A 22,663-nucleotide genomic window follows, 5' to 3' on the forward strand; every position below is an offset into this window, starting at 1 on the left:
GGCTCGGGCGTGATGACAGCTCCCGCAGCGACTGGACCTGTGCGCACCGTCCGGCCGGCGCTGGCCCGCGTGGCGGACCGGCGATCGCATCCGGCGTCGGCGGATGTGCCGCGGCGCGCGAACGGCGGCTGGTGGAGCACCAGTCATGTGCAGGGCGTCGCAGCCGACCTCGAGCGGGGCCACCTCTATTACTCGTTCACCACGCTGCTCGTGAAGACCGACTTCGCGGGTGCGGTGCTCGGGACGGTGGAGGGGTTCACCGGGCACCTGGGCGATGTGACGTTCGACCCGGCGGGCCGCAGGCTCTATGCGTCCCTCGAATACAAGGCCGCCGCGGCCTTCTACGTCGCCGTCTTCGACGTGGACGCCATCGATCGCCCGGGTCTGCTCGCCGCAGACTCGGACGTCGTGCGCACTGTTCACCTCGCCGAGGTGGCGGCCGACTACGCCGCAGACACGGACGGGAGCGGAACCTTCGACGGGGATCGGGCGGACACGGCGGATCACCGGTACGGCTGCAGCGGCATCGACGGAATCAGCCTCGGCCCCGCGTTCGGGTCCGCAAGCGAAAGCCGGCTCCTCACCGTCGCATACGGGGTGTACGCGAACCTGGAGCGGCACGACAACGACCACCAGGTGCTGCTGCAGTACCGGCTCGAGGAGTGGGATGGGCTCGCCCTGCCGCTCGACGAGGCCGCGCCGCACCGCAGCGGGCCGGCCGCGCCGGACGGCAAGTACTTCGTCCGCACGGGCAACACCCGGTTCGGAGTGCAGAACCTCGAGTACGACAGCTGGAGCGGCCGCTGGTTCCTCGGCGTCTATGCCGGCTCGAAGCCGTGGTTCCCCAACTACACCTTGTTCGCCGTCGATGCCACGGCGGCGCCGGTGACCGGACCGCTGATCGGGATCCCGGGTGAGCGGGGCCCGCTGCTGCAACTCGCGGACGACGGGCTGTGGGATCCGGTCACCGGCATCCGCGGATGGTACGAGAAGGCCGATGTCGGTCTGGAATCGCTCGGCGACGGTCGTTTTCTTCTGTCCAGCGCATCCGCGTTCGCGGGGCTGCAGACCAGCGACCTCGCGCTGTGCCGATGGACCGGCGATCCGGCGCATCCTTTCGAGCCGCTGCCGGTCCGAGGGCGGCGGGCATCACGATCTCGCCAGGCCGACTCACTCGCGTTTCAGCTCTGAGGGAGAGGATCACGTCATGTCGATGTCCGAGCCGCTGCTGCCGCATCCCCATGCCGATTCGGACCGGACGGCCGCCGCCGAGCCGGGCGCCGGCGGACCGGAGTCCTCGGCACCCGAGGAGCCGGACGTTCTTCCCGAAACAGCGGACGCCGCCGAGCCGCAGCCGGGGCTTCCGGCTGAGACGCCGTTCCGCACGCCGGTCCCTGGGGAGCGGCTGCACCCGGATGACCTGGCCGACGACGACCGCGAGGCGACCGCCGGCTGACCAGCGCGGACGGCGGCGTGTTCGCCAGCCGGTGTGCCGCGCGAACTGTCAGGATGGCGTCCTGGGCCTATCTGGGGGGAATCGTGCGCGGCAACGCAGGTGATAGAGCCGCCGTCGGAACGGAGCGTCGCGTCCGGGACACGATCATCCTCATCGTGCTCGTCGCGTCCCCGTCGATCGGCATCCTGCTGCTCGGCCTCGCCAAGTAGGGGGCTGCTCGGCGCAGTGTGGCGGGGCCGGAGTGACTACACCGCTGTCGGGATCGAGTGCGTGACCGCGACGCCGTGCCGCGGATCCTCCGCCGGAGTTCCGCGTTCCGCGGTCTCGGACTCGGCTTCCGGCTCGGCTTCCTGAGGCGCCGCCAGACGCGCAGCGATGTAGGGGATCGGGTCGAACGTCCCGATGCCGGCCATCGCGTCCACCGACCAGCCCATCGTCAGGTGCAGGTGGACCGGCACCTTCGGTGTTCCGCCGACGCCGCCGACCGCGTCGCCGATCTCCACGGACTCGCCCAACTGGAGTGGCGTTGGAGCGGCCATGTGGCAGTAGGCCGAGAACGCGCCGTCGGCGTGCTCCAGGGCCACGCAATTGCCGAGAGGGCCGTCGCTGGACTTGGCGCGCACGATGCCGTCTGCGATGGCCGGAATCGGGACGCCGAGTGCCGCGCCGAACGAGAAGTCGTGGCCTCGGTGCGGTGCCTTGCGCTTCGTTCCGTTGGCGACCTCGCTGGCGAACTCACCCCCGTCCGGTGTGGTGGTTTCGGGGTCGAACGGGAAGCGGTACACGGTCTCGATGGCGGGCTCCGCCCCGGCCGCAGCCGCGGGTGAGGCGGATCCGGCGACCAATCCCAAGGCGAGTGCAGCGCCGAGGCCGCCCTGCCAGAGGGCCCGCCGCAAGCGGGCATGGGAAAGCGGAGTTCGGGTCATGTCCCCACATTTGCGGACACGCCGGGCATGCTCGACACCCCGTTGTGGGGGGCGAGCGCCCCCAGTTCAGGGGGTCGCCCGCGTGTCGCGAGCGGTGGGATCCTGGTATTCGACAGAGATGTGGGTCGCCATGGGCACGAAGCCAAGCGCGAAAGCTCCACGCTTGAATGAGCATCAGCTGCGCAACGCGCTGGCTGTGACGGCGGTCGTGCTTGCGCCGAGTGTCGTGCTCATCCTTCTCGGGCTGAGTCGCCCATCCGGCTGAGCCCGCCGACCAGCGAAATCGGTCGACTCTTGAGTCCGTCACGTTTCGCCGTGTGAACGGCGAGTTTCCGGGGGCTTCGAAGTGACCCGGAGTCGCGGCCGGCATGCCGATCCGGTTTTGCGGTGACCGTCCGCTGGGGCACCCTCGTGAGATGGACATGTGCGGCGGCGATCGGTCGTGATCGTCGATGCTGCGCGCCCGTGCCCGAGGTGCCCCAGCCCGTTGCTCCTCGGCGGAACCGACGATCGCCCATTCTGGGTGTGCCCGGATTGCCACATGGCGTTCCTGTCACCGGCGCTGATGGGCCACGTCGACGCGTCCTCCTCGATCCGCTCCTGATCGCAGGCGAGCACGCGGGCTCAGGGAATGAATGCCCAGCCGATCGCCGAAACGATCGCCATCGCGAGACAGCTTGCCACCACCAATGCGGCGGAAAAGCTTCCGTCATCGTCGGATGGCGAAAGGCTTGGTCGCGTTTCGAGCACGTGTCTTCCCCGGCGTCTCGCCATGATTGCTCCCCCCGGTGCAACCCACACAGCGTCCCAGAGTCAGCAGGCGATGCGGCAGCGACGCGCCGGGTGAAGCGCTCGGCCGGCACGCGGAGGTGGTCGGCCACTCCGCGCCCGACGCGCGAGAACGGCCGCGCGCGGCCGTTCTCACCTCGTAGGCCCCGTGGGGCTCGAACCCACGACCCGCGGATTAAAAGTCCGCTGCTCTACCAACTGAGCTAGAGGCCCGCCGCTCCCAATCTACCGCTACGGGCGGCGGCGGAGGGCTGGCTGACGCCGGGCCCGCGCCGATGAACGCGTTCTTGTGCGATGCACGCCGACTTGCGCGCGCATTCGAGCAAAACGCGATCATCGGGCGGGGATGTCCGCAATCGCCGCAGTGACGCTGGGCGGTCAGACCCTGCGGCTGGAGATCGTGCGCAGGAGCCAGGCGATGATCGCGATGACCGCGAGGATGATGCCGACCCAGAGCAGGAACTGGAGTGCTTCGACCAGGCCGCCGACGATCGCCAGCACGACGGCCGCGACGATGACGATGATGAGCAACAGGTTCATTGTGTTCTCCTTGCTTCTTCGTGCCGCCCGGGTCCCTGGTGTGGGGCGGGCGTCGATTGGCAACTCATTCCCTTCAGGCTAGAAGCGGTCGGCATGAACACGGCGAACTCCCAGGCGAACCACAGCCGCAGGCAGGGGTAGCGTGGGTCGCGAACGAGGAGGGCCGTGACCGAGAGATTCCACCGCCCGGCGCGCGTGCCGCACTTCAATGCAGTGGAGGGCGGTGAAGATCCGGCTCAGCTGCTCCGGATCGCGCGCGAGACGGCGCATGCCCTGGTGAACCGGATGCGGGACACCGACGATCCTGAGGCACTCGAGCGGCTGGCCGCGTTCACGGACGAGTCTGCAGTCGACGCCGTGGCGGAGCTCTGGGCCCGATCGAGTCCGAAGAGCCTGGCGGGGGCGCTCTGGCGGATCTACCTGCTGCGCGTGCTCATCCGGCAGACGCCCGAGCTCACCAGCTCCCTCTTCCAGCGTGGCACCGAAGTGCTCCGCACGATCGACACGATGGTCGCGGGCGCTTCAGCGCCGACCGGGCCGACCGAGGTGCAGCAGCTCGCCGACCGGATCTTGCACGGGCTGTTCCGCGGCGACTTCGCCGTGGCGCTCGAGCGGGCTGCCGCCTTCTGCCGGGTGACCGCTGCGGGCGCGACCAGCTTCGCCGACGACTACGAGGCGCTCAATCCTGAGCGGTCCACCGAGCTGACCAGCCGTGCGCTGCGACTCAGCCAGACGGCAGAGGAGCTCACCACCGAGGCACGGCTCTGGCGAGCCGGCTCGCTGGACTGAGCGTTCACTCTCAGCCGAATCCTCGATTCGTGGCGCCGGGGGAGCGGCGGTTAACCTAGACAGGCCGGACCGCAGTAACCCCGGGCTCCATCATTCGCCGCTTCGAGCGGCCTCGCGCCGAGAGGCGTTTCTGCGGTCCGGTTTCCTCCGCCCACGCGCTGCGGGCTTCACCGCGTGGTTGTATGCGCGCTGAGAGTGCACTGCCCGGGCAATCGATACTGGGCCGGGTGCCGAACCCGTTGCATGCTCAAGTTCACCGCCCCGAAGACCACCCTCACGGGTGCGCTCGTTGTGCCGGCTCTGGTTCTGGCGCTTGCCGGATGCACCGGTTCACCGCCCTCCCAGATGCCGTCGTCCGAGGGCACATCCCAGGCGCCGCCGGCAGACCCGGACGCGACCGAGACGACCGACGAGGCGGACGGAGCCGGCGAAGAGGTCATCGCGGTCGGGCTGAAGTTCGAGCCCGCCGACCTCACGGTCCCGGTTGGGACGACCGTCCGCTGGACGAACGGCGAGGCGATCAGCCACACCGTCACCTCTGGCGCATGGGGCGAGGTCAACGAGGACAGCGGCCTTCGCGGCACGCAGACCGCCGACGGGATGTTCGACCACGCCCTCGCCCCGATGGGCTCGGACGGTGACACGTTCGAGTTCACCTTCGACGAGCCGGGCGAATACCAGTACTACTGCGAGCCCCACCTCGGCATGTTCGGCACGATCACCGTCGAATAGCCCACCGACCACCTCGCTCACCCGAGCGGGTTCTGGATGCACTGAATCACGAGGAGACACGAAATGCGCACACCAGCCAGATTCGCGGGTCTCGGCCTCGCCGCCGCACTCGCCCTCACCGGCTGCTCCATGGGCGGCGCCACCGCGTCCGAGACCGAGCCGTCGTCCACGCCGATGGGGGAGGAGATGACCGACGAGACCACCACCGTCGACACCGTCAACAGCGACGGCGCAGGACTCCGCGCCACCCTCACCGCGCTCCTGACCGACCACGTCTACCTCGCCGGTGCGGCGATCAACCAGGCCCTCGCCGACGGCGGCGACCTGGAGGCACCGCTCACCGCGGCAGCCGTGGCCGCGCTCGACGAGAACTCGGTCGAGGTCGCTGCGGCCGTCGGCAGCGTCTACCCGGACGCCGAGGAGCCCTTCCTCGAGTCCTGGCGCTCGCACATTCCGCTCTTCGTCGACTACACCCTCGGCAAGGTGTCGGACGACCAGGCCATGGTGGACGAAGCCGTCAGCGGGCTCGAGCAGTACGCCGTCTCATTCGGCGAGCTGATCAACTCCGTCGTGCCCGAGCTGCCGGCCGAGGCCGTTCAGATGGAGCTGGAGATGCACGCCACGTCGCTGATTGCAGCGATCGACGCGAACGTCGCCGGTGACCCGGAGTACTTCAACCTGCTGAAGGAAGCCGCCAGCCATATGCCGATGACCGCCACGGCGCTCGCCGGTGGCATCGCGGCCGACCGGAACATCCAGTAGATCCGAGCCGTCCGTGGACCGCCCGAACGGTCCACGGACTTCGGATCTCCGGCACACCCATTCCTGATGTCCCAGACCCCGACAACACGGAGCCCCAGATGTCCAAGCGACGCCAGCCACGGCTCGCCGCGATCCTCATCGCAGTGGCGCTCCTGCTCAACGCATGGATCCACGTCCGGCTCGCCGGGCCGTTCGACGCCAACCCGGGAGCGCTGCTGAGCCAGGGAGCGCTCTTCCGCATCCAGGCGGTCGTCAACCTGGTCATCGCGATTTTGATCGTGGTCCGGCCGCGTGCCTGGGCCGCGCTGCTGGCGTTCGCCGTCGCGGCCGGCGGCGCCGCCATCCTGACGCTCACCAGCGTCGTGCCGGTCGACGGCTCGATGCTCGGCCTGCCGTACCTGTTCGAGCCCGCCTGGTATCCCGCGAAGCAGACCAGCCTCGTGCTGCAACTGCTCGCTGCGGTGCTCGCCGCCGGCAAGATGCTTCACGCGGTCCGCAGACGTCGCCCAGTGGCGGTGTGACATGCTGGGAACCGTGGCAACGGACGGCGGCGAGTCAGAGTCCCATACTCTCGACCCCGCCTCGCACGAGGAACTGCTCAGCCGCATCGCAGGCGGCGACCAGGCGGCGTTCGCGCAGTTCTACGACCGGCTCGCGCCGCGGGTGCTCGGACTCATCGTGCGGCTGCTTCGCGACCACGCCCAGTCGGAGGAGGTCACCCAGGAGGTGTTCCTCGAGGTCTGGCAGACGGCCACGCGTTACGACGCCAGCCGAGGGGGAGCGGTCACCTGGCTGCTCACGATGGCGCACCGCCGGGCGGTCGACCGGATCCGCTCCGCCCAGTCCAGTCGCGACCGGGACACCCGTGAGGGAATCCGGGATTTCCGCGCCGAGTACGACAGCGTCGCCGAGTCGGTCGAGATCCGGGTGGAGCACGAGCGGGTGAAGCAGGCGATGTCCCGGCTCACCGAGCTGCAGCGCCAGGCGGTCGCGCTGGCCTACTACGGCGGCTACAGCCACAGTGAAGTGGCGGCCATGCTGAGCGTGCCCATCGGCACGGTCAAGACCCGGCTGCGCGACGGCATGATCCGATTGAGGGACGAGTTGGGGGTGGCATCATGACGAACGACAAGAAGAGCGGCGACGACAACCTCAGCGGTGCGTACGTGCTCAACTCGCTCAGCGAAGCGGAGCGCCGGGCGTTCGAGAAGCGGATGTCCGCGTCGGACGATCTGCGGAACGAGGTCACCGAGCTCGCCGACACGGCGGTGCTCCTCGGTCTGGCCACCGAGCCTGTGCAGCCTTCCCCCGGACTGCGGGCGAGTGTGCTCGCCGCCGCCGCGCAGCTGCCCCAGCTGCCGCGGGACCCGGAGGCGGGCGTGCCTGACGCCGAAGCCGCAACCCGTTCGGCCGAGCCGGCAGCCCAACGGCAGGCACCCGCTCCCGGCCGGACCGCCGGTGGGAAGGGCGCCGAGGCTCGCGCTGCCGTCCGCTGGCTGAGCCGGCCCGCCGGAATCCTCACCGCCGCGGCGGCCGCGATGGCGCTGCTCTTCGCGGGTGTGCTCATCGGTGGCCTGCTGTCCGGTCCCACAGCGGAGCAGCAGCACGCCGCTGCGTTCGCCGAGCTGAACGCGGCTCCGGACGTGCAGCGGATGGACACCGAGGTGGAAGGAGCAGGCACGGTCACCCTTGTCGTCTCGCAGACCCTCGAACGCTCAGCGCTCGTCTGGGAGGAGATGCCGGAGCTGCCCGAGGACCGCGTCTATGAGCTGTGGTACCTCACCGACCGGCCTGTCCCCGCCGGCCTGATCGACCCGGAGTCCGGTCCGAACTTCCGGGTGCTCGACGGTCCGCTGCCGGACGAGGCGCAGGTCGGGCTGACGATCGAGCCCGACGGCGGCTCCGATGCGCCCACGACCGATCCGATCCTGGTGATGGAGACGACGGGCGCCTGAGGATCAGCGCGTGGCGCAGTCGGGGAGATCAGCCGAACTTGCCGCTGACATAGTCCTCGGTGGCCTGCACGGAGGGGTTCGAGAAGATCGTGTCGGTGTTGTCGTATTCGATCAGCTTTCCCGGCTTGCCGGTGCCGGCGATGTTGAAGAACGCGGTTCGATCTGAGACTCGCGATGCCTGCTGCATGTTGTGGGTCACGATCACGATCGTGTAGTCCTTCTTGAGCTCCTCGATGAGGTCCTCGATCGCGAGCGTCGAGATCGGGTCGAGCGCCGAGCACGGCTCGTCCATCAAGATCACCTCGGGTGAGACAGCGATCGCCCGGGCGATGCAGAGACGCTGCTGTTGTCCGCCGGAGAGCCCCGCGCCGGGCCGGTCGAGTCGGTCCTTGACCTCCTCCCACAGGTTCGCGCCCCGAAGTGAGCGCTCGACCAATTCGTCGCCCTCCTTCTTCGACATCCGCTGGTTGTTGAGCTTCGCGCCGGCGATCACGTTCTCGCGGATCGACATTGTCGGGAAGGGGTTGGGCCGCTGGAACACCATGCCGACCTGCCGGCGGACGAGCACCGGGTCGACGCCTGGGTCGTAGAGGTTGTTGCCGTCCATGAGCACCTTGCCCTCGACCCTGGCGTTCGGGATGACTTCGTGCATGCGGTTGAGGGTGCGGATGAACGTCGACTTGCCGCATCCGCTCGGGCCGATGAATGCGGTGACGCTGCGCGGCTCGATCGTCATGGTGACGCCCTCGACGGCGAGGAACTTGCTGTAGTAGACGTTGAGGTCCTTGACCTCGATTCTCTTGGACACTGCGATCCTTCCGGCTAGCGGCCGAGCTTGGGCGCGAACGCGCGAGCGATGAGGCGGGCGGTCAGGTTGAGCACCATGACGATGAGGATGAGCGTGAGCGCGCCGGCCCAGGCTCGGTCCAGGTACGCCTGCGTGTCGGTGCCCTGGATGTCGTACGACGAGAACACGAAGACCGGCAGGCTTGCCATCGGACCTTCGAACAGATCGTAATTCATGCTCGTGGTGATGCCGGCGACGACGAGCAGCGGTGCCGTCTCGCCGATCACCCGGGCGATGGCGAGTACGACACCGGTGACGATGCCCGCGATCGAGGTGGGCAGCACGATCTTCACGACGGTGAGCCACTTCGGCACGCCGAGGGCGTACGACGCCTCGCGCAACTCGTTCGGCACCAGGCGGAGCATCTCCTCACTGGCGCGGACGACGACGGGGATCATCAGCACCGACAGTGCGATCGATCCGGCGATTCCGAGTCGTACGCCGGGTTGTCCGAGGATGATCGTGAAGAGGGCGTACGCGAAGAGGCCAGCCACGATCGACGGAATACCGGTCATGACGTCCACAAGGAATGTGACGCCACGCGCAAGCGGGCCGCGTCCGTACTCGACGAGATAGATCGCGGTCATCAGGCCGATCGGCACGGAGATCAGCGTCGCCAGTCCCGTGATGAGCAGTGTGCCGACGATCGCGTGCAGGGCGCCGCCGCCCGCGCCGACGACGCCGCGCAGCGACTCGGTGAAGAAGGCCAGATCGAAACGGGCGGCGCCGTTCGTCACCACTGTGAAGACGAGTGAGATCAGGGGAAGCAGGGCGATGACGAACGCCGTCAGGACGAGCGCTGTCGCCAGCCGGTCCTTGGCCTGCCTGCTCCCCTCGACGAGCATCGAGACGACCACGATCGCGACGAGGTACAAGAGCGTTCCGAAGAACAGTGCCCCGGCGATGTTGAAGTCGTCGGTCGTGCCGGCGAGCTGCAGCAACAGGAAGATGGCGATCATGGCGAACCAGCTGACCGCGAGGATCGCCCATGGCGCCGCCTTCGGAAGGCGACCGTGCGTGAGCGAGTTGGATACCGCCGTGGTGGTCATCAGTCGGCTCCCGAGAAATCCTTGCGGCGGTTGACGATGTAGCGCGCGATTGCGTTCACCAGGAAGGTCACCAGGAAGAGCACAAGACCGGTGGCGAGCAGCGTGTTCACACCGGTGCCGAACGCCTCCGGGAACTGCAGCGCGATGTTCGCCGCGATGGTGCCCGGATTCCCCGAGCCGATCACGTTGAACGTCACGCCGCCGGAGGCGGAGAGGACCATGGCGACCGCCATGGTCTCGCCCAGGGCGCGTCCGAGTCCGAGCATGGCGCCGGAGATGATGCCGGCGCGGGCGAACGGGAACACCGCCATCCGGATCATCTCCCAACGGGTTGCGCCGAGTGCCAGCGCCGCCTCTTCGTGCAGGACGGGCGTCTGCAGGAAGACCTCGCGGCAGATGGCGGTGATGATCGGCAGGATCATCACCGCGAGCACGATCGATGCGGTGAGGATGGTGCGGCCGGTGGCCGAGACCGGCCCGGCGAAGAGCGGGATCCAGTTCAGGTTCTCTTCGAACCACGAGTAGAGCGGCTGCACCGCGCCGGCGAGCACGACCCCACCCCAGAGTCCGAACACCACAGAGGGAACCGCGGCGAGCAGGTCGATGATGTAGCCGAGGCCCTGAGCGAGCCGGCGCGGCGCATAGTGCGAGATGAACAGCGCGATGCCGACGGCGAGCGGAGTGGCCATCGCGAGCGCGAGCGCCGCCGACCACAGCGTCCCGAACAGCAGCGGCCAGACATAGGAGAAGAAGTTCTCGCCGCGGAGAATGGGATTCCCGGCCGGGTCGGTGACGAGCGCGGGAAGGCTCTGAATGATCAGGAACGCAGCGACCGCCGCGAGCACTAGCAGGATGATCCAGCCGGCGCCGAGAGCCGAGGCCGAGAAGATGCGGTCGCCCGGTCGTTGCTTCGCCCGGATCTGCGCCGGACGCGTCATGGTGCTCACGCGGTGCTTCCTTCTTCGATTCCGTGGGCGGAAACTCAGCGAGGACTCGCCGCCGGAGAGGCGAATCCTCGCTCAGTCTGCCCCACTCCGGATCCGTCTGCACGGATCCGGAGCGGGACAGCCCGGTGGCGTTTAGGAGATCGACTCGATCGCCGACTCGACCTCCGTGCGGACCGCGTCGGAGATCGGTGCGGAGCCCGCGGACTCGGCGGCCGTCTGCTGGCCCTCCTCGCTCGCCATGTAGCTGAAGTAGGCCTTGACGAGCTCGCCGACCGCGTCGTCCGAGTAGTCCTGGCAGCCGATCAGGTACGCCACGAGCGCGATCGGGTACGCGGCCTCGTCCGGCGTCCGGTCGAGTTCGTACGCGAGGTCGCCGGCGGACCGGCCCTCGGCGCGCGGCGACGCGTCGACGATGGCGGCGGCAGCCTCGGGCGAGAACTCGAGGTACTCGCCGTTGATCTCGACCGCGACGGTGCCGAGGTCACCAGCGCGGGACGCGTCGGCGTAGGCGATGGTGCCTGAGGCGTTGCTCACCGCGTCGATGACACCGGAGGTGCCGTCGGCAGCCTCGCCGCCCTCGATCGGCCACAGGCCGTCGGGCTCGTGGGTCCACACGTCGGGCGCGGCCTGGAACAGGTAGTCGGTGAAGTTCTCCGTCGTGCCGGAGTCGTCCGACCGGTGCACCGGCGTGATCGCGGTGTCCGGGAGATCGGCGTCCTCGTTCTGCGACGCGATGGCCTCGTCGTCCCAGGTGGTGATGTCGCCGTTGAAGATGCCCGCGATGGTGGCCGCGTCCATGTTCAGCGTCTCGATGCCCTCGAGGTTGAACACGACGGCGATCGGCGAGATGTACAGCGGAAGCTCCACGATCTCATCCGAGGCGCACGCGCCCCAGCCGCCCGCGGCGACCTCCTCGTCATTGAATGCGCGGTCCGAGCCCGCGAAGTTCGCGTTCGCGGCGCCCGCGAGGAACGCCTCGCGGCCGGCTCCGGAGCCTTCGGCGGCGTAGTTGATGGTCACGCCGGGGTTCTTGTCCTGGAATTCGGCGATCCAGGCCTCCTGCGCCGCGCCCACCGCGGACGAGCCGATTCCGCTGAGGTTGCCCTCGAGCTCGGATGCCGGCGCTCCGCCGCCGTTGGTGCTGTCGGTGCCCGTGTTGGCCGGTGCCTCGTTTGCCGCGCACGAGGAAAGAACGATGGTGCCTGCGAGAGCGACGGCAGCGACGCTGCCATAACGCTTGATGTTCACAGAGATCCCTTTCGGAAGGTGATGTCAGGTTCGGGCCGGTGCGACCCGTCGGCGACGCTACGAACCTCGCGTGACCAGGTTCGGCCCAATGCGTGAACGGGAGGTGAACAGCCCGCAAACCCGCTCGCCCCGGCACGGTCGCCTACGCTCGGTCCATGGCTTCACTTCAGGATGAGATCCGACAGGCCCTGCACACTCAGCCCGAGCTCGATCTGGCGCGGGAGATCGAACGCCGCCGGGATTTCCTGATCGACTATGTGAGCCAGGCCGGAGCGTCTGGTCTGGTGCTCGCGATCAGCGGCGGTCAGGACTCCAGCCTCGCCGGGCGGCTCTGTCAGCTGGCGGTCGAGAGGGCGCGAGCCGACGGGCGGCACATGACGTTCACGGCCGTACGGATGCCGTACGGGGTCCAGGCGGACGAAGACGACGCGCAGGCGGCGATCTCGTTCATCCGTCCCGACGACGCTCTGACGACCAACATCCTCGGCGGCGTCGACGCGATCTGCGACGAGTACTTCGAGGCGACCGGCCAGCGGATGACGGATCACTCCAAGGGGAACGTGAAGGCGCGCGTGCGGATGGTGCTCCAGTACGCCATCGCGGGCGACCGTGGCGCCATCGTGGTCGGGACCGATCACGCGGCGGAGGCGGTGACGGGCTTCTTCACGAAGTTCGGTGACGGTGGCGCGGATGTCGTGCCGTTGAGCGGACTCACGAAGGGACAGGGGCGCGACATGCTTCGACACCTTGGTGCCCCCTCGAGGCTTTACGAGAAGGCGCCCACCGCAGACCTGCTCGATCACGTGCCGGGTCAGACCGACGAAGACAGCCTCGGCGTCACGTACGACGCGATCGACGGGTACCTCACCGGCGGTCAGACTCCGCCGGACGACGCCGAGCTGATCGAGCGAAAGTATCGGGCCACCGAGCACAAGCGCCGGCTTCCGGTCACCTTCCAGGACGACTGGTGGCGCACTTCGCAGGTCGGGTAGGCGCGAAGCGCCGTATCGGAACCGACTCAGGCGCTGGGCCCGAAGGTCTCCACCGCGACGAGGCGCGGCTCCGCCGAATCGGTGAGGTGGAGCACCGAGAACGCGCCGGTGTCCAGCGATGCCGCGCGGCGGAGGTCGCTGCTCATCGGCGCCCCCGCCTCCCGTGCGATGCTGCGGACGATCTCCGGGAGCACGGGGCCGTGGCTGCAGAGCACGGCGGGCACCCGCTTCTGCAGCCGCTTCCGGACCACTCCGCGGGCGTCCGCCTCACCGCTCTCGTACGCATCCTGACTGATCGCGGCGGTCTGTTTCAGCTTCGTGCCCATCAGCCCGGCGAGGGGCTGGAGGCTCTGCACGCAGCGGACCGCGTCGCTGGTGATCAGCTTCTTCGGCCCGAACGCCTGGAGCGCCGGAGCAACGCGCACGGACTGCTGCTCGCCTCGGGGCAAGAGCGGCCGCGCGGCGTCGGCACCGTCCCAGTCCTCGTGCGCGACTGCATTGCCGTGCCGCAGCAGCACGAGGGGGAAGGTGTGAGCCAGACGGTTCTCGAAGCGGTCCGCGAACTCGTCGAGGATCTCGACGTCGTGCGAATAGCTGAGCTTCTTCCGCGCCTTTCCGACCGAGGCCCATTCGGCCGTCGTGATCTCGCCGTTCGGGGTGAACGCCTTCAGGGACGCATGCTTGTGCCGCACCTTCGCCGCCCAGTACTGCACGGTCTTGGCCCGGCCGCCTGGCAGGGTGTACCGGATCTCGCCGAGCGGCGCGCCCAGCCGCACCCGGATGCCGGTCTCCTCCTCCACCTCGCGCACTGCGGTCTGCGGCAGCAGCTCGCCGGGCTCCGCTTTGCCCTTGGGCAAGGAGATGTCGCCGTTCCGTGCGCGCCCGACGAGCAGCACCTGGAGCTCTCCGTCCCGGTGTTTCCAGCACAGCGCCCCGGCCGCCTGCACCGGCGGCTGCTGAGGGCGGGTCAACGGACCGCCCTCGGCCGGCGACGCCGCGCCACCCGGCGCATGACTGCATCCTGCAGGTCTGCAAGCGGCACCCCGTCGTCGCCCCGGGAATGGCGCTCCCACCGGCCCTCCGAATCGAGCCACCAGGACGACGTGGAGTCCGACATCGCCTGCTCGAAGAACCAGTCGATGTAGACCAGATGCACCCGGTCCGTCAGCCGCACCAGGGCCTCGACTCGACGATCGAGGTTGCGGTGCATCATGTCGGCGCTGCCGATGTAGACCTGCGCGTCGCCGTCCGCGACGAACGAGAAGATCCGGGAGTGCTCGAGGTACCGGCCGAGGATGGAGCGCACCCGGATGTTGTCGCTGAGCCCCGGCTCGCCCGGCCGGAGCGAGCAGATGCCGCGCACCCAGATGTCGATCGGAACGCCCGCCTGGCTGGCGCGGTACAGGGCGTCGATGATCGCCTCGTCGACCATCGAATTGACCTTGATGCGGATGCCGGACGGCTTACCGGCGAGGGCGTTCTCCGTCTCGATGCGGATGCGCTTCAGCAGCCCCTTCCGCAGATGCAGCGGCGCGACCAGCAGCCGCTTGAACTTCTTCTCGATCGCGTAGCCGCTCAGCTCGTTGAAGAGCCGGGTGAGGTCCTTGCCGACCTGGTCGTCGGCGGTGAAGAGCCCGAGATCCTCGTACAGCCGACTGGTCTTCGGGTTGTAGTTGCCCGTGCCGATATGGCTGTAATACCTGAGGTTCCCGTCCGACTCCTGCCGCACGACGAGCGCCAGCTTGCAGTGCGTCTTCAGCCCCACGAGGCCGTACACGACATGCACGCCGGCTTTCTCGAGCTTGCGCGCCCAGCTGATGTTGGCCTGCTCGTCGAATCGTGCCTTGATCTCGACGAGCGCCAGCACCGCCTTGCCGGCCTCCGCCGCGTCGATGAGTGCCTCCACGATGGGGCTGTCGCCGCTCGTGCGGTAGAGGGTCTGCTTGATGGCCAGCACGTTCGGGTCGGCGGCCGCCTGCTCCAGGAAGGCCTGCACGCTGGTGGCGAAGGACTCGTACGGGTGGTGCACCAGCACGTCGCCCTTCCCGAGAGCGGCGAAGATGTCCGGCTTCGACGTTGGGTCGTCCGGCAGCAGCTGCACCGGGGTCGTCGGCACCTGCTTCGGGTACTTCAGGGCCGGACGGTCGAGCTTCGCGATCTCGAACAGTCCACCGAGGTCAAGCGGCGCAGGCAGGCGGTATACCTCCTGCTCCGTCACCTCCAGCTCCTGCATCAGCAGGCTCAGGGTCACGTCGTCCATGTCGTCGGTGACCTCGAGGCGGATCGGCGGACCGAACCGGCGCCGCAGCAGTTCCTTCTCTAGCGCCTGGAGGAGGTTCTCCGACTCGTCCTCGTCGATGACGACGTCTTCGTTGCGGGTGACCCGGAACTCGTGGTGGGCGAGGATCTCCATGCCGGGGAAGAGCTCGGGCAGGTGATTGGAGATGAGGTCCTCGAGCGCGATGTAGCGGAGGAGCCCCGACCCGTCGTCGGGGAGCTGCACGAACCGCGGCAGCATCTGCGGCACCTTCAATCGTGCGAACTCCACCCGCTCGGTCTTCGGGTTCCGCACCCGGATGGAGAGGTTCAGCGACAGCCCGGAGATGTAGGGGAACGGGTGTGCCGGGTCGACGGCGAGCGGCATCAGCACGGGGAAGATCTGCGCGGCGAACAGCTCGTCGATGCGTGTGCGATCCTTCTCCCCGAGATCGGACCAGTGCTCGACGTGGATGCCGGCGTCATCGAGCTCGGGCTTGACCAGGTCCTGGAAGGCGCGCGCATGCCGCTCCTGCAGCTGGTGTGCGGCGGCGCTGATATCGCTGAGCACGTCGGTGGCCGAGCGCCCCACATTCGTCGGCACCGCGATGCCGGTGGCGATCCGCCGCTTGAGGCCCGCCACCCGCACCATGAAGAACTCGTCGAGGTTGCTGGCGAAGATGGCCAGGAAGTTGACCCGGTCGAGCAGTGGTGTGGAGTCATCCTCGGCCAGCTCCAGCACGCGCTGGTTGAACGCCAGCCAGCTCAGCTCGCGGTCGAGGAACCGTTCGATCGGCAGGGACTCGTCGTAGAAGTCCTCGAACTCGTCGAAGTCGTCGTCGATGGTGTCGGTCTGGGTGCTCGCCCCGCCGAGGAAGCCGTCGGTCTCCATGGGTTCATCATGGCATCGGGCCGTGCGCGGAAACCCTGGCGCCAGGTGAACGTTTGCTCTGCGGGCTGCGGCAGGTCCATCCCGGGAAGGATGCACCCGGAGGCGTCGGACGTGGCGCCGTGATCAGGCAAGCCGCCACTGCACGTCGACGGTGTGGTCCGTGAAGTCGCGGGAGCGGTAGAGGCCCAGTGCCCGCTCGTTGTCGCCCTCGACGTAGAGGCTCGCGGTTGCGATGCCCAGCTCAGCGAGGCGGGTGAGCCCCGCGTCGACCAGCGCCCCGCCGAGGCCGCCGCCCTGCGCGTCCGGGTGCACCGCCACCGCGTAGAACTCGCCGATCCCGTCTTCCACCTTGAGCCAGCAGGATGCGACCACCGCGCCGTCGCGCTCGAGCAACAGGAGCGAACCGGGATCGAACCACGGCTCGGCCATGCGGGCGTCGAGGTCGGTCTGCGTGAGCGCACCCTGCTCCGGATGCGACGCGAACGCGAGCGCGTTCAGCTCCAGCCACGCGGCGTCGTCCGCTCCCGGCCGGAACGGGCGGACCTCGGCAGCCATGGCCGTTCGCTTCGGCGGCACCGGCGCCCGGAGCTGCAGCAGCATCCGCACACGCTCGAAGCCGAACCGCTCCGCGAGCGCGCGGGATCCGGGGGAGTCGCCGTGCGCCCAGGCGAGCGCCGGTCGGCTGATCTCGGCGAGCACCCGTTCGGTGAGTGCGGTGCCGACCCCGCGGCGCCGTCGCTCCGGGGCGACGACGAGTTCGAACTCGACCTCGGAGAGGATCGCGGTGCCCGAATCGTCCCCGATCGCGCGGCGACGGCCGAAGCTCAGGTCGACGAGGGCCTGGTCGCTGAACGGCGGCGCGCCGTCGGCCGCGCGCGCCCGGCGGATCAGGGCCGCGAGGTGCTCAGGAACCGACACTCGCCAGTCGCTCGTCGTCTTCGTAGACGTTGAAGCGGTATCCGACGTTCCGCACCGTGCCGATCAGTGACTCCAGGTCACCGAGCTTCGCCCGTAGGCGCCGCACGTGCACGTCGACGGTGCGGGTGCCGCCGAAGTAGTCGTACCCCCACACCTCGCTGAGCAGCTGCTCGCGCGTGAACACCCGGCTCGGATGGGTGGCGAAGAAGCGCAGGAGCTCGAACTCCTTGAACGTCAGGTCGAGTGGCTTGCCGTGCACCTTCGCCGAGTAACTGGCCTCGTCGATCACGACGCCGGAGGCCTGGATCTTCGATCCCGTCTTCTCCTGCGCCATCCGGCCGATCACCAGCCGGATGCGGGCGTCGACCTCCGCGGGGCCGGAGGTCTCGAGCACCACGTCGTCGACCCCCCAGTCGGCGCTCACCGCCGTCAGCCCGCCCTCGGTGAGAATCAGGATGAGCGGCACGTTCACGCCCGTGGTCGTGAGGATCTTGCACAGCGACTTGGCGCTCGCCAGGTCCTGCCGCGCGTCGACGAAGATGAGGTCGCTCGCGGGCGCATTGACGAGCGAGGCCGGCTCGGCGGGGATCCGGCGTGTGCGGTGACTCAGGAGGGCCAGCGCTGGGAGGACTTCGCTGTCGACCGCCGAGGTCAGTATCAGCAACTGCGCCACAGGGCCTCCAACTCGCGTAGCGGTAAGTGTACAACCCCCTAAACTTCGAGGCGTGTCCCGGCAGCGAGCGAGCGTCTACGCGGTGTGGGCGCTGGTCGCGGTCGGGGCGGTGCTGGTCGGCCTGCTGGCGCCTCCGGCGGAGGCGATCGGCTGGCTTCCCATCGTGCTGGGGCTCGGGATGCTGACCGCCTTCGTGGCGCAGGTGGCGCTCCGGACAGTGGAGGGGCTTGTCACCCGGCTCGCGGTGACGGCATCCGGATCCATCGTGCTGCTCGCGCTCGCGACGGGTGTGCTCTGGCTCGTCGCTCAGTAGCCCTGCCGGGCGCGGCAGTAGACTGGCCGCATGCTTCTCGCTCTCGAGATCTTCTACATCGGCCTCCTGGGTCTCGCGAGCCTCGCCATCGGCTGGGTGTCCCTGGTGGTGCTGTACAACCTCTTCCGGGGGCAGCGCTAAGCGTGTTCGACCTCAACGCGGACCTGCCCGCCGAGCTCGGACCGCTCTCCTGGCTGCTCGGGGTCTGGGAGGGAACCGGTGTGGTGAACTACCGCATCGGCGAGGACGTGCGCAATCACGAGTTCGGGCAGCGCATCTCGTTCAGCCACGACGGCATGCCGCACCTCAACTACACCTCGTACACGTGGCTGCTGTCGCAGTCCGGAGCGGACAACGTGCCGCTCATCACGGAGACCGGCTACTGGCGGCTGTCGCGGAACGCCACCCCAGGGGACCCGGGGCCGGGCATGCTGCCGCCCCTCGGCTCCGCTCCGTTCGGCAGCGTCGAGGACGTCGAGTCGCTGCGCAACAACCTCGGCGGATTCGACATCGAGGTGTCGATGGTGCACCCGGGCGGCGTGAGCGAGCTGTACCTCGGGCAGGTGAAGGGGCCGCGGATCGACCTGCAGACCGACGCCGTGATGCGCTCCGCCAGCGCGAAGGAGTACGCGGCAGCGACCCGCATCTACGGACTCGTCGAGTCGCACCTGCTGTGGGCGTGGGACATCGCGGCGCTCGGGCAGGACCTCCGCACGCACGCCTCCGCGAGATTGGCACGAGTTGACTGAGCGCCGTCCTGAGCCTGTCGAAGGGTCGCCGTTCTCGTCCCGCCCCGGCGCGGTCGGTTCGCCGGTGCCGCTGCACTACGGCAGCCCGCTCGCGGAGCAGCGTGAGCTCGCCGCGGGACGCGCCGTCGTGGATCTGTCGCACCGTGCGGTGCTCACGGTCAGCGGGCCGGACCGGCTGAGCTGGCTCGACTCGCTCACCTCCCAGGCGCTCGCCCGCCTGGCGCCGGGGGCGTCGACCGAGACCCTGCAGCTCGACCCGCACGGTCATGTCGAGTTCGCCGCGCGCGTCCTGGACGACGGCGAGACCGCGTGGCTGCTCACCGACGACGGCGAGGGCCTGCGCCGCTGGCTCGAGCGGATGCGGTTCCGGCTGCGGGTGGAGATCGCCGAGCGGGACGCCGAGTTCGCCACGATCGGGTCCTTCGCCGGGGCCGACGTGCCGGCCGCCGAGTCCAACGGGGTCCCGCTGGTGTGGGTGGACCCGTGGGCCACGCCCTCCGGACACGCCTACGCGCATCCGGCGGAGCATCCCGCCGCCGGGTGGACCTACCGCGAGACCCTGGTGCGGCGGGAGGACCTTCCCGCGCTCACCGCGACGCCCGCCGCAGGCACCCTGGCGCTGGAGGCGCTGCGGATCGCCGCGTGGCGCCCGGCGCTGCCCGCCGAGGGCGATGAGCGGCTGCTCCCGCACGAGGTCGACTGGCTGCGGACCGCCGTGCACCTGAGCAAGGGCTGCTACCGCGGGCAGGAGACGGTGGCGAAGGTGCACAACCTCGGGCATCCGCCGCGCCGGCTGGTGTTCCTGCACCTCGACGGGTCGGACGCGCTGCTGCCCGAGCACGGCGCCGCGGTGCTGTCCGGCGACGACGAAGTCGGCCGGGTCACCAGCGCCGCGCTGCACTACGAGCTCGGGCCCATCGCACTCGCGCTGGTGAAGCGCCGGCTCGATCCGGCCGCGCCGCTCACCGTCGCGGCGGACGAGGAGCGCGTCGCGGCGGCGCAGGAGGTCATCGTGCCGACGGACGCCGGCGCCACCGTGACGGTGCCGCGCATCCCGCGGCTCGGATCGGCCCGACGCTGACGTGGCGGAGGCGTCCGGTCCTGCGAAGCGGCGTCTCGAGCGCCGCATCATGCGCCGGCTGGGCCTCCGGTCGTCGCTCGACCGCGTCTGGCAGTCGGTTCCCGCGGCCGTGCAGATCGGCGTCGCCGCGGTCGTCGCCTACGCGATCGGGCATTACCTGGCCGGCCACGAGCTTCCGCTGATCGCTGTGATCGTGACGATCACCACGCTCGGATTCTCCCGCGATGCGAGGCCTGGGCGGGTGCTCGAGACGGTGATCGGCATCCTCGCAGGAATCCTGCTCAGCGCACTGCTCGTGCTCGTCGTCGGTCGCGGGGTATGGCAGCTGGGGCTCGCGATCCTCCTCGGGGCGCTCGTCGGGCGGGCGCTCTCGGCGAACCCTGCGGTCGCCGTCGCAGCGGGAGTGCAGGCGGTGCTCGTCGTGCTGCTGCCAGACCCGGCCGGGGGACCGTTCCTGCGGGGCATCGACGGCGCGATCGGCGGTGCGGTCGCCCTCCTCGCCACGGCGCTGCTGCCTCGGGACCCGCGCGGTGCCGCCCGGCGCGACGGGCTGGCGCTGTTCGCGGTGCTGGAGGAGGGGACCCTGTCTGCGGCGGAGGCGTTGCGGCGCGGCGAGGAGCTGGCGGCGGAGTTCGCCCTCTCGCGGCTGCGCGGGACGCAGCGCCTCGTCAACGACTGGACGACATCGCTCGAGTCGGCGGTCGCGATCTCGCGCATCTCGCCGTTCCTCCGCCGCCGGCTGCCCGAGCTCCGCAGTCAGGGGCGGCTGCTCCAGGCGGGGGACCTCGCCGCGCGGAATCTGCGGCTGATCGCGCGGCGGATCGAATTCCTGGTGCGCGACGAGCAGCCGCGCGAGGCGCTCGCCGACGCGCTCGGCGAAACCGCGGCCGCGATCCGTGAGCTCCGGGACGGAGTGACGAACCCGAGTGCGCTGGCGGAGGCCCGGACGCGGCTCGAGCGGCTCGCGGTTCGTCTCGACCCCGCGTCGCTCACCTCCGGGAACGTGAGTGACGCCGCGCTCGTGCTCATGATCCGGCCGCTCGTCGTCGACCTGCTCACCGGCACCGGCCTCGACGCGGACTCCGCCCGCGCCCTCCTCCCACCCCTCTGATCCCACTTCCTCGTTCATGGCTCCGGCTAGAACAGGGAAGAGGATGGGGAGGGGGCCACGGCGGACCAGTCGACGGTGAGCTCGCCGAGGCGCCACCGGGAGCGGCCGCCGCGCACCGGCCAGCCCGCATGCCGCATCGACTCGGCGGTCGCGACCCACCGCTGGGTCGGCCCGAACGCCGAGAGCGGCGCGTGCGTCGCCCACGCCCGGTCGAGGTCCGTCAGGAACCGGTGCACCGGCTCCCCGGGTACGTTGCGGTGGATCAGCACCTTCGGCAGGCGCTCCGCGACGACCGACGGCCGCTCGAGCTCCGAGAGCCGCAGCGACACCGTGAGCGACAGCGGTCCGGACGGCTCCAGCGCCACCCACGACGCCACCCGGCCGAGCTCGTTGCAGGTGCCCTCGACGAGCATCCCGCCAGGCTGCAGACGGGCGAGCATCCGCGCCCACGCGGAGGCGACCTCGGACTCGTCGTACTGGCGCAGCACGTTTAGGGCACGGATGAGCACCGGCCGCCGACCCTCCGGCAGCGGCACCTCGAAGCCGCCCAGTGCGAAGCGCACACCAGGACGTGCAAATCCGGACGCCAGCCGCACCCGCTCCGGGTCGATCTCGAGCCCGAGCACCTCGACGTCGGGCCGGACGGCGCGCAACCGCGCGTGCAGCTCAAGCGACGTGGTGGCGGACGCGCCGTAGCCGAGGTCGACGACCAGCGGGTCGTCGCTACGACGCAGCTGCGGGAGGGTCGCCATCCATCGGTCGATGCGGCGGAGGCGGTTGGTGCCGGTCGTCCCGCGGGTGATGCGGCCCTGGACCATGCCTCTCAGTATCCCGGACGCCGAAGCGTGGCCAGCCCCGATGGATAGGCTGGGCCCATGACGTCGACGCTCATCCTGCTCCGCCATGGCAACTCCACCTGGAATCAGAAGAACCTGTTCACCGGCTGGGTGGACGTGCGGCTGAGCGAGCAGGGGGTCGCCGAGGCACGACGTGCCGGTGAGCTCCTCGTCGAGTCGGGTCTGAAACCCACGATGTCGTACACGAGTCTGCTGAGCCGCGCGATCCAGACCGCGAACATCACCCTGGAGGTGGCCGACCGGATGTGGCTGCCCGTGAAGCGCAGCTGGCGCCTCAACGAGCGCCACTACGGCGAGCTGCAGGGCAAGGACAAGGCCCAGACGCTCGCCGAGTACGGTCCGGAGCAGTTCCAGATCTGGCGCCGGTCGTTCGACACCCCGCCGCCGCCCCTCGCGGACGACGCCGAATACAGCCAGGCGAACGACGAGCGGTACACCGGCCTCGGCGACGACCTGCCGCGCACCGAGTCGCTGAAGCTCGTGATCGAGCGGATGCTGCCGTACTGGGAGTCCGACATCCAGAAGGACCTCGCCGCCGGCCACCAGGTGCTCGTCACCGCGCACGGCAACAGCCTGCGGGCGCTGGTGAAGCACCTCGACGACATCAGCGACACCGACATCGCCGAGCTCAACATCCCGACCGGCATCCCGCTCGTCTACGAGCTGGATGACGACTTCCGTCCGGTGAAGCCGGCCGAGTACCTCGACCCCGACGCCGCCGCCGCCGGTGCCGCCGCCGTCGCGGCGCAGGGCCAGAAGAAGTAGCCCACCCGTCGGACGC

General features: G+C 69.4%; 26 protein-coding genes and 1 tRNA gene. 15 read left to right on the forward strand and 12 right to left on the reverse strand.

The window, feature by feature from the left end; translation table 11 throughout:
- The first annotated feature begins 39 nt into the window (after positions 1-39).
- From ACFFGH_RS23695 to ACFFGH_RS23705, 3 genes are read left to right on the forward strand one after another with little or no spacing between them, the layout of a single operon-like run.
- Positions 40-1,191: a hypothetical protein gene (locus ACFFGH_RS23695; RefSeq protein ID WP_386672947.1), complete on the forward strand. Its 1,152-nt coding sequence runs from the start codon at positions 40-42 to the stop codon at positions 1,189-1,191.
- A 16-nt stretch (positions 1,192-1,207) separates the two neighbouring features.
- Positions 1,208-1,456 (forward strand): hypothetical protein, encoded by a 249-nt coding sequence (locus tag ACFFGH_RS23700; protein WP_386672948.1) that lies wholly within the window; start codon positions 1,208-1,210, stop codon positions 1,454-1,456.
- Between the two features lie 53 nt (positions 1,457-1,509).
- Positions 1,510-1,665, forward strand: coding sequence for a hypothetical protein (locus ACFFGH_RS23705; protein ID WP_386672949.1), 156 nt, complete (start codon positions 1,510-1,512; stop codon positions 1,663-1,665).
- Between the two features lie 36 nt (positions 1,666-1,701).
- Here the strand turns inward: ACFFGH_RS23705 and ACFFGH_RS23710 are convergent, their stop codons facing one another.
- From ACFFGH_RS23710 to ACFFGH_RS23720, 3 genes are all read right to left on the reverse strand, one after another.
- Positions 1,702-2,382, reverse strand: a complete 681-nt coding sequence (locus ACFFGH_RS23710; RefSeq protein WP_386672950.1) for a M23 family metallopeptidase — start codon at positions 2,380-2,382, stop codon at positions 1,702-1,704.
- Positions 2,383-3,311: 929 nt separating this feature from the next.
- Positions 3,312-3,384, reverse strand: a tRNA-Lys gene (locus ACFFGH_RS23715).
- 165 nt (positions 3,385-3,549) lie between these two features.
- A complete protein-coding gene (locus ACFFGH_RS23720) occupies positions 3,550-3,711 on the reverse strand; it encodes a hypothetical protein (protein WP_386672952.1) in 162 nt (53 codons plus the stop codon).
- A gap of 165 nt (positions 3,712-3,876) precedes the next feature.
- Between ACFFGH_RS23720 and ACFFGH_RS23725 the strand changes: the two genes are divergently transcribed.
- The 6 genes from ACFFGH_RS23725 to ACFFGH_RS23750 all read left to right on the forward strand — a co-directional run bounded on the left by ACFFGH_RS23725 (position 3,877) and on the right by ACFFGH_RS23750 (position 7,949).
- Complete coding sequence (locus ACFFGH_RS23725; RefSeq protein WP_386672954.1) at positions 3,877-4,500, forward strand: hypothetical protein; 624 nt, start codon at positions 3,877-3,879, stop codon at positions 4,498-4,500.
- 243 nt (positions 4,501-4,743) lie between these two features.
- Positions 4,744-5,232: a cupredoxin domain-containing protein gene (locus ACFFGH_RS23730; protein ID WP_386672956.1), complete on the forward strand. Its 489-nt coding sequence runs from the start codon at positions 4,744-4,746 to the stop codon at positions 5,230-5,232.
- 63 nt (positions 5,233-5,295) lie between these two features.
- Positions 5,296-5,994, forward strand: coding sequence for a hypothetical protein (locus tag ACFFGH_RS23735; RefSeq protein WP_386672958.1), 699 nt, complete (start codon positions 5,296-5,298; stop codon positions 5,992-5,994).
- A 98-nt stretch (positions 5,995-6,092) separates the two neighbouring features.
- A complete protein-coding gene (locus ACFFGH_RS23740) occupies positions 6,093-6,515 on the forward strand; it encodes a hypothetical protein (protein ID WP_386672960.1) in 423 nt (140 codons plus the stop codon).
- Between the two features lies 1 nt (position 6,516).
- Positions 6,517-7,116 carry an ECF RNA polymerase sigma factor SigK gene (gene sigK / locus ACFFGH_RS23745; protein WP_386672962.1) on the forward strand — a complete coding sequence of 200 codons (600 nt, stop codon included), beginning with the start codon at positions 6,517-6,519 and terminating at the stop codon, positions 7,114-7,116.
- Positions 7,113-7,949 carry an anti-sigma factor gene (locus ACFFGH_RS23750; protein ID WP_386672964.1) on the forward strand — a complete coding sequence of 279 codons (837 nt, stop codon included), beginning with the start codon at positions 7,113-7,115 and terminating at the stop codon, positions 7,947-7,949. The genes sigK and ACFFGH_RS23750 overlap by 4 nt, the downstream gene beginning before the upstream one ends.
- A gap of 28 nt (positions 7,950-7,977) precedes the next feature.
- Here ACFFGH_RS23750 and pstB read toward each other — a convergent pair whose 3' ends face one another.
- From pstB to ACFFGH_RS23770, 4 genes are all read right to left on the reverse strand, one after another.
- On the reverse strand, positions 7,978-8,868 hold the full coding sequence (gene pstB / locus ACFFGH_RS23755; RefSeq protein WP_446686176.1) for a phosphate ABC transporter ATP-binding protein PstB: 891 nt from the start codon (positions 8,866-8,868) through the stop codon (positions 7,978-7,980).
- Entirely contained in the window at positions 8,772-9,845 is a 1,074-nt protein-coding gene (pstA, locus tag ACFFGH_RS23760; protein ID WP_386672968.1) for a phosphate ABC transporter permease PstA, read from the reverse strand. Before pstA ends, pstB begins: the two co-directional genes overlap by 97 nt.
- Positions 9,845-10,783 (reverse strand): phosphate ABC transporter permease subunit PstC, encoded by a 939-nt coding sequence (gene pstC / locus ACFFGH_RS23765; protein WP_386673345.1) that lies wholly within the window; start codon positions 10,781-10,783, stop codon positions 9,845-9,847. The genes pstA and pstC overlap by 1 nt, the downstream gene beginning before the upstream one ends.
- A 141-nt stretch (positions 10,784-10,924) precedes the next feature.
- Positions 10,925-12,040: a phosphate ABC transporter substrate-binding protein PstS gene (locus tag ACFFGH_RS23770; RefSeq protein ID WP_386672970.1), complete on the reverse strand. Its 1,116-nt coding sequence runs from the start codon at positions 12,038-12,040 to the stop codon at positions 10,925-10,927.
- 155 nt (positions 12,041-12,195) lie between these two features.
- Between ACFFGH_RS23770 and nadE the strand changes: the two genes are divergently transcribed.
- The gene (gene nadE / locus ACFFGH_RS23775) at positions 12,196-13,032 is read left to right on the forward strand and encodes an NAD(+) synthase (RefSeq protein WP_386672972.1); all 837 of its coding nucleotides are present in this window, start codon (positions 12,196-12,198) and stop codon (positions 13,030-13,032) included.
- A gap of 26 nt (positions 13,033-13,058) precedes the next feature.
- Here nadE and ACFFGH_RS23780 read toward each other — a convergent pair whose 3' ends face one another.
- The 4 genes from ACFFGH_RS23780 to ACFFGH_RS23795 all read right to left on the reverse strand — a co-directional run bounded on the left by ACFFGH_RS23780 (position 13,059) and on the right by ACFFGH_RS23795 (position 17,771).
- Positions 13,059-14,003, reverse strand: a complete 945-nt coding sequence (locus tag ACFFGH_RS23780) for an NUDIX hydrolase (RefSeq protein ID WP_386672973.1) — start codon at positions 14,001-14,003, stop codon at positions 13,059-13,061.
- Entirely contained in the window at positions 14,000-16,180 is a 2,181-nt protein-coding gene (locus ACFFGH_RS23785) for an RNA degradosome polyphosphate kinase (protein ID WP_386672975.1), read from the reverse strand. The genes ACFFGH_RS23780 and ACFFGH_RS23785 overlap by 4 nt, the downstream gene beginning before the upstream one ends.
- Positions 16,181-16,303: 123 nt before the next feature.
- Positions 16,304-17,098, reverse strand: coding sequence for a mycothiol synthase (gene mshD / locus ACFFGH_RS23790; protein ID WP_386672977.1), 795 nt, complete (start codon positions 17,096-17,098; stop codon positions 16,304-16,306).
- Complete coding sequence (locus ACFFGH_RS23795; protein WP_386672979.1) at positions 17,085-17,771, reverse strand: winged helix-turn-helix domain-containing protein; 687 nt, start codon at positions 17,769-17,771, stop codon at positions 17,085-17,087. Before ACFFGH_RS23795 ends, mshD begins: the two co-directional genes overlap by 14 nt.
- Before the next feature lie 52 nt (positions 17,772-17,823).
- On the opposite strand from ACFFGH_RS23795, the gene ACFFGH_RS23800 reads away from it, so the two are divergent.
- The 4 genes from ACFFGH_RS23800 (at position 17,824) to ACFFGH_RS23815 (ending at position 21,025) form a co-directional block, all read left to right on the forward strand.
- Positions 17,824-18,084, forward strand: coding sequence for a hypothetical protein (locus ACFFGH_RS23800; RefSeq protein WP_386672980.1), 261 nt, complete (start codon positions 17,824-17,826; stop codon positions 18,082-18,084).
- A 143-nt stretch (positions 18,085-18,227) separates the two neighbouring features.
- On the forward strand, positions 18,228-18,833 hold the full coding sequence (locus ACFFGH_RS23805) for a heme-binding beta-barrel domain-containing protein (protein ID WP_386672982.1): 606 nt from the start codon (positions 18,228-18,230) through the stop codon (positions 18,831-18,833).
- On the forward strand, positions 18,826-19,914 hold the full coding sequence (gene ygfZ, locus ACFFGH_RS23810) for a CAF17-like 4Fe-4S cluster assembly/insertion protein YgfZ (protein WP_386672984.1): 1,089 nt from the start codon (positions 18,826-18,828) through the stop codon (positions 19,912-19,914). Before ACFFGH_RS23805 ends, ygfZ begins: the two co-directional genes overlap by 8 nt.
- Position 19,915: 1 nt before the next feature.
- Entirely contained in the window at positions 19,916-21,025 is a 1,110-nt protein-coding gene (locus ACFFGH_RS23815; RefSeq protein WP_386672985.1) for an FUSC family protein, read from the forward strand.
- 26 nt (positions 21,026-21,051) lie between these two features.
- Here ACFFGH_RS23815 and ACFFGH_RS23820 read toward each other — a convergent pair whose 3' ends face one another.
- On the reverse strand, positions 21,052-21,843 hold the full coding sequence (locus ACFFGH_RS23820; protein WP_386672987.1) for a class I SAM-dependent methyltransferase: 792 nt from the start codon (positions 21,841-21,843) through the stop codon (positions 21,052-21,054).
- Between the two features lie 57 nt (positions 21,844-21,900).
- On the opposite strand from ACFFGH_RS23820, the gene ACFFGH_RS23825 reads away from it, so the two are divergent.
- Positions 21,901-22,647 (forward strand): phosphoglyceromutase, encoded by a 747-nt coding sequence (locus ACFFGH_RS23825; protein ID WP_386672989.1) that lies wholly within the window; start codon positions 21,901-21,903, stop codon positions 22,645-22,647.
- Positions 22,648-22,663 lie beyond the last annotated feature (16 nt).

This window comes from Lysobacter korlensis, from assembly GCF_042434515.1.

Bases quoted from the DNA above. Each gene is read 5' to 3' on its own strand.
- ACFFGH_RS23700 (WP_386672948.1), top strand. From the start codon at position 1,208: ATGTCGATGTCCGAGCCGCTGCTGCCGCATCCCCATGCCGATTCGGAC.
- ACFFGH_RS23705 (WP_386672949.1), top strand. From the start codon at position 1,510: ATGGCGTCCTGGGCCTATCTGGGGGGAATCGTGCGCGGCAACGCAGGT.
- ACFFGH_RS23710 (WP_386672950.1), bottom strand. From the start codon at position 2,382: ATGACCCGAACTCCGCTTTCCCATGCCCGCTTGCGGCGGGCCCTCTGG.
- ACFFGH_RS23720 (WP_386672952.1), bottom strand. From the start codon at position 3,711: ATGAACCTGTTGCTCATCATCGTCATCGTCGCGGCCGTCGTGCTGGCG.
- ACFFGH_RS23730 (WP_386672956.1), top strand. From the start codon at position 4,744: ATGCTCAAGTTCACCGCCCCGAAGACCACCCTCACGGGTGCGCTCGTT.
- ACFFGH_RS23735 (WP_386672958.1), top strand. From the start codon at position 5,296: ATGCGCACACCAGCCAGATTCGCGGGTCTCGGCCTCGCCGCCGCACTC.
- ACFFGH_RS23740 (WP_386672960.1), top strand. From the start codon at position 6,093: ATGTCCAAGCGACGCCAGCCACGGCTCGCCGCGATCCTCATCGCAGTG.
- sigK (WP_386672962.1), top strand. From the start codon at position 6,517: ATGCTGGGAACCGTGGCAACGGACGGCGGCGAGTCAGAGTCCCATACT.
- ACFFGH_RS23750 (WP_386672964.1), top strand. From the start codon at position 7,113: ATGACGAACGACAAGAAGAGCGGCGACGACAACCTCAGCGGTGCGTAC.
- pstA (WP_386672968.1), bottom strand. From the start codon at position 9,845: ATGACCACCACGGCGGTATCCAACTCGCTCACGCACGGTCGCCTTCCG.
- pstC (WP_386673345.1), bottom strand. From the start codon at position 10,783: ATGACGCGTCCGGCGCAGATCCGGGCGAAGCAACGACCGGGCGACCGC.
- nadE (WP_386672972.1), top strand. From the start codon at position 12,196: ATGGCTTCACTTCAGGATGAGATCCGACAGGCCCTGCACACTCAGCCC.
- ACFFGH_RS23785 (WP_386672975.1), bottom strand. From the start codon at position 16,180: ATGGAGACCGACGGCTTCCTCGGCGGGGCGAGCACCCAGACCGACACC.
- ACFFGH_RS23820 (WP_386672987.1), bottom strand. From the start codon at position 21,843: ATGGTCCAGGGCCGCATCACCCGCGGGACGACCGGCACCAACCGCCTC.
- ACFFGH_RS23825 (WP_386672989.1), top strand. From the start codon at position 21,901: ATGACGTCGACGCTCATCCTGCTCCGCCATGGCAACTCCACCTGGAAT.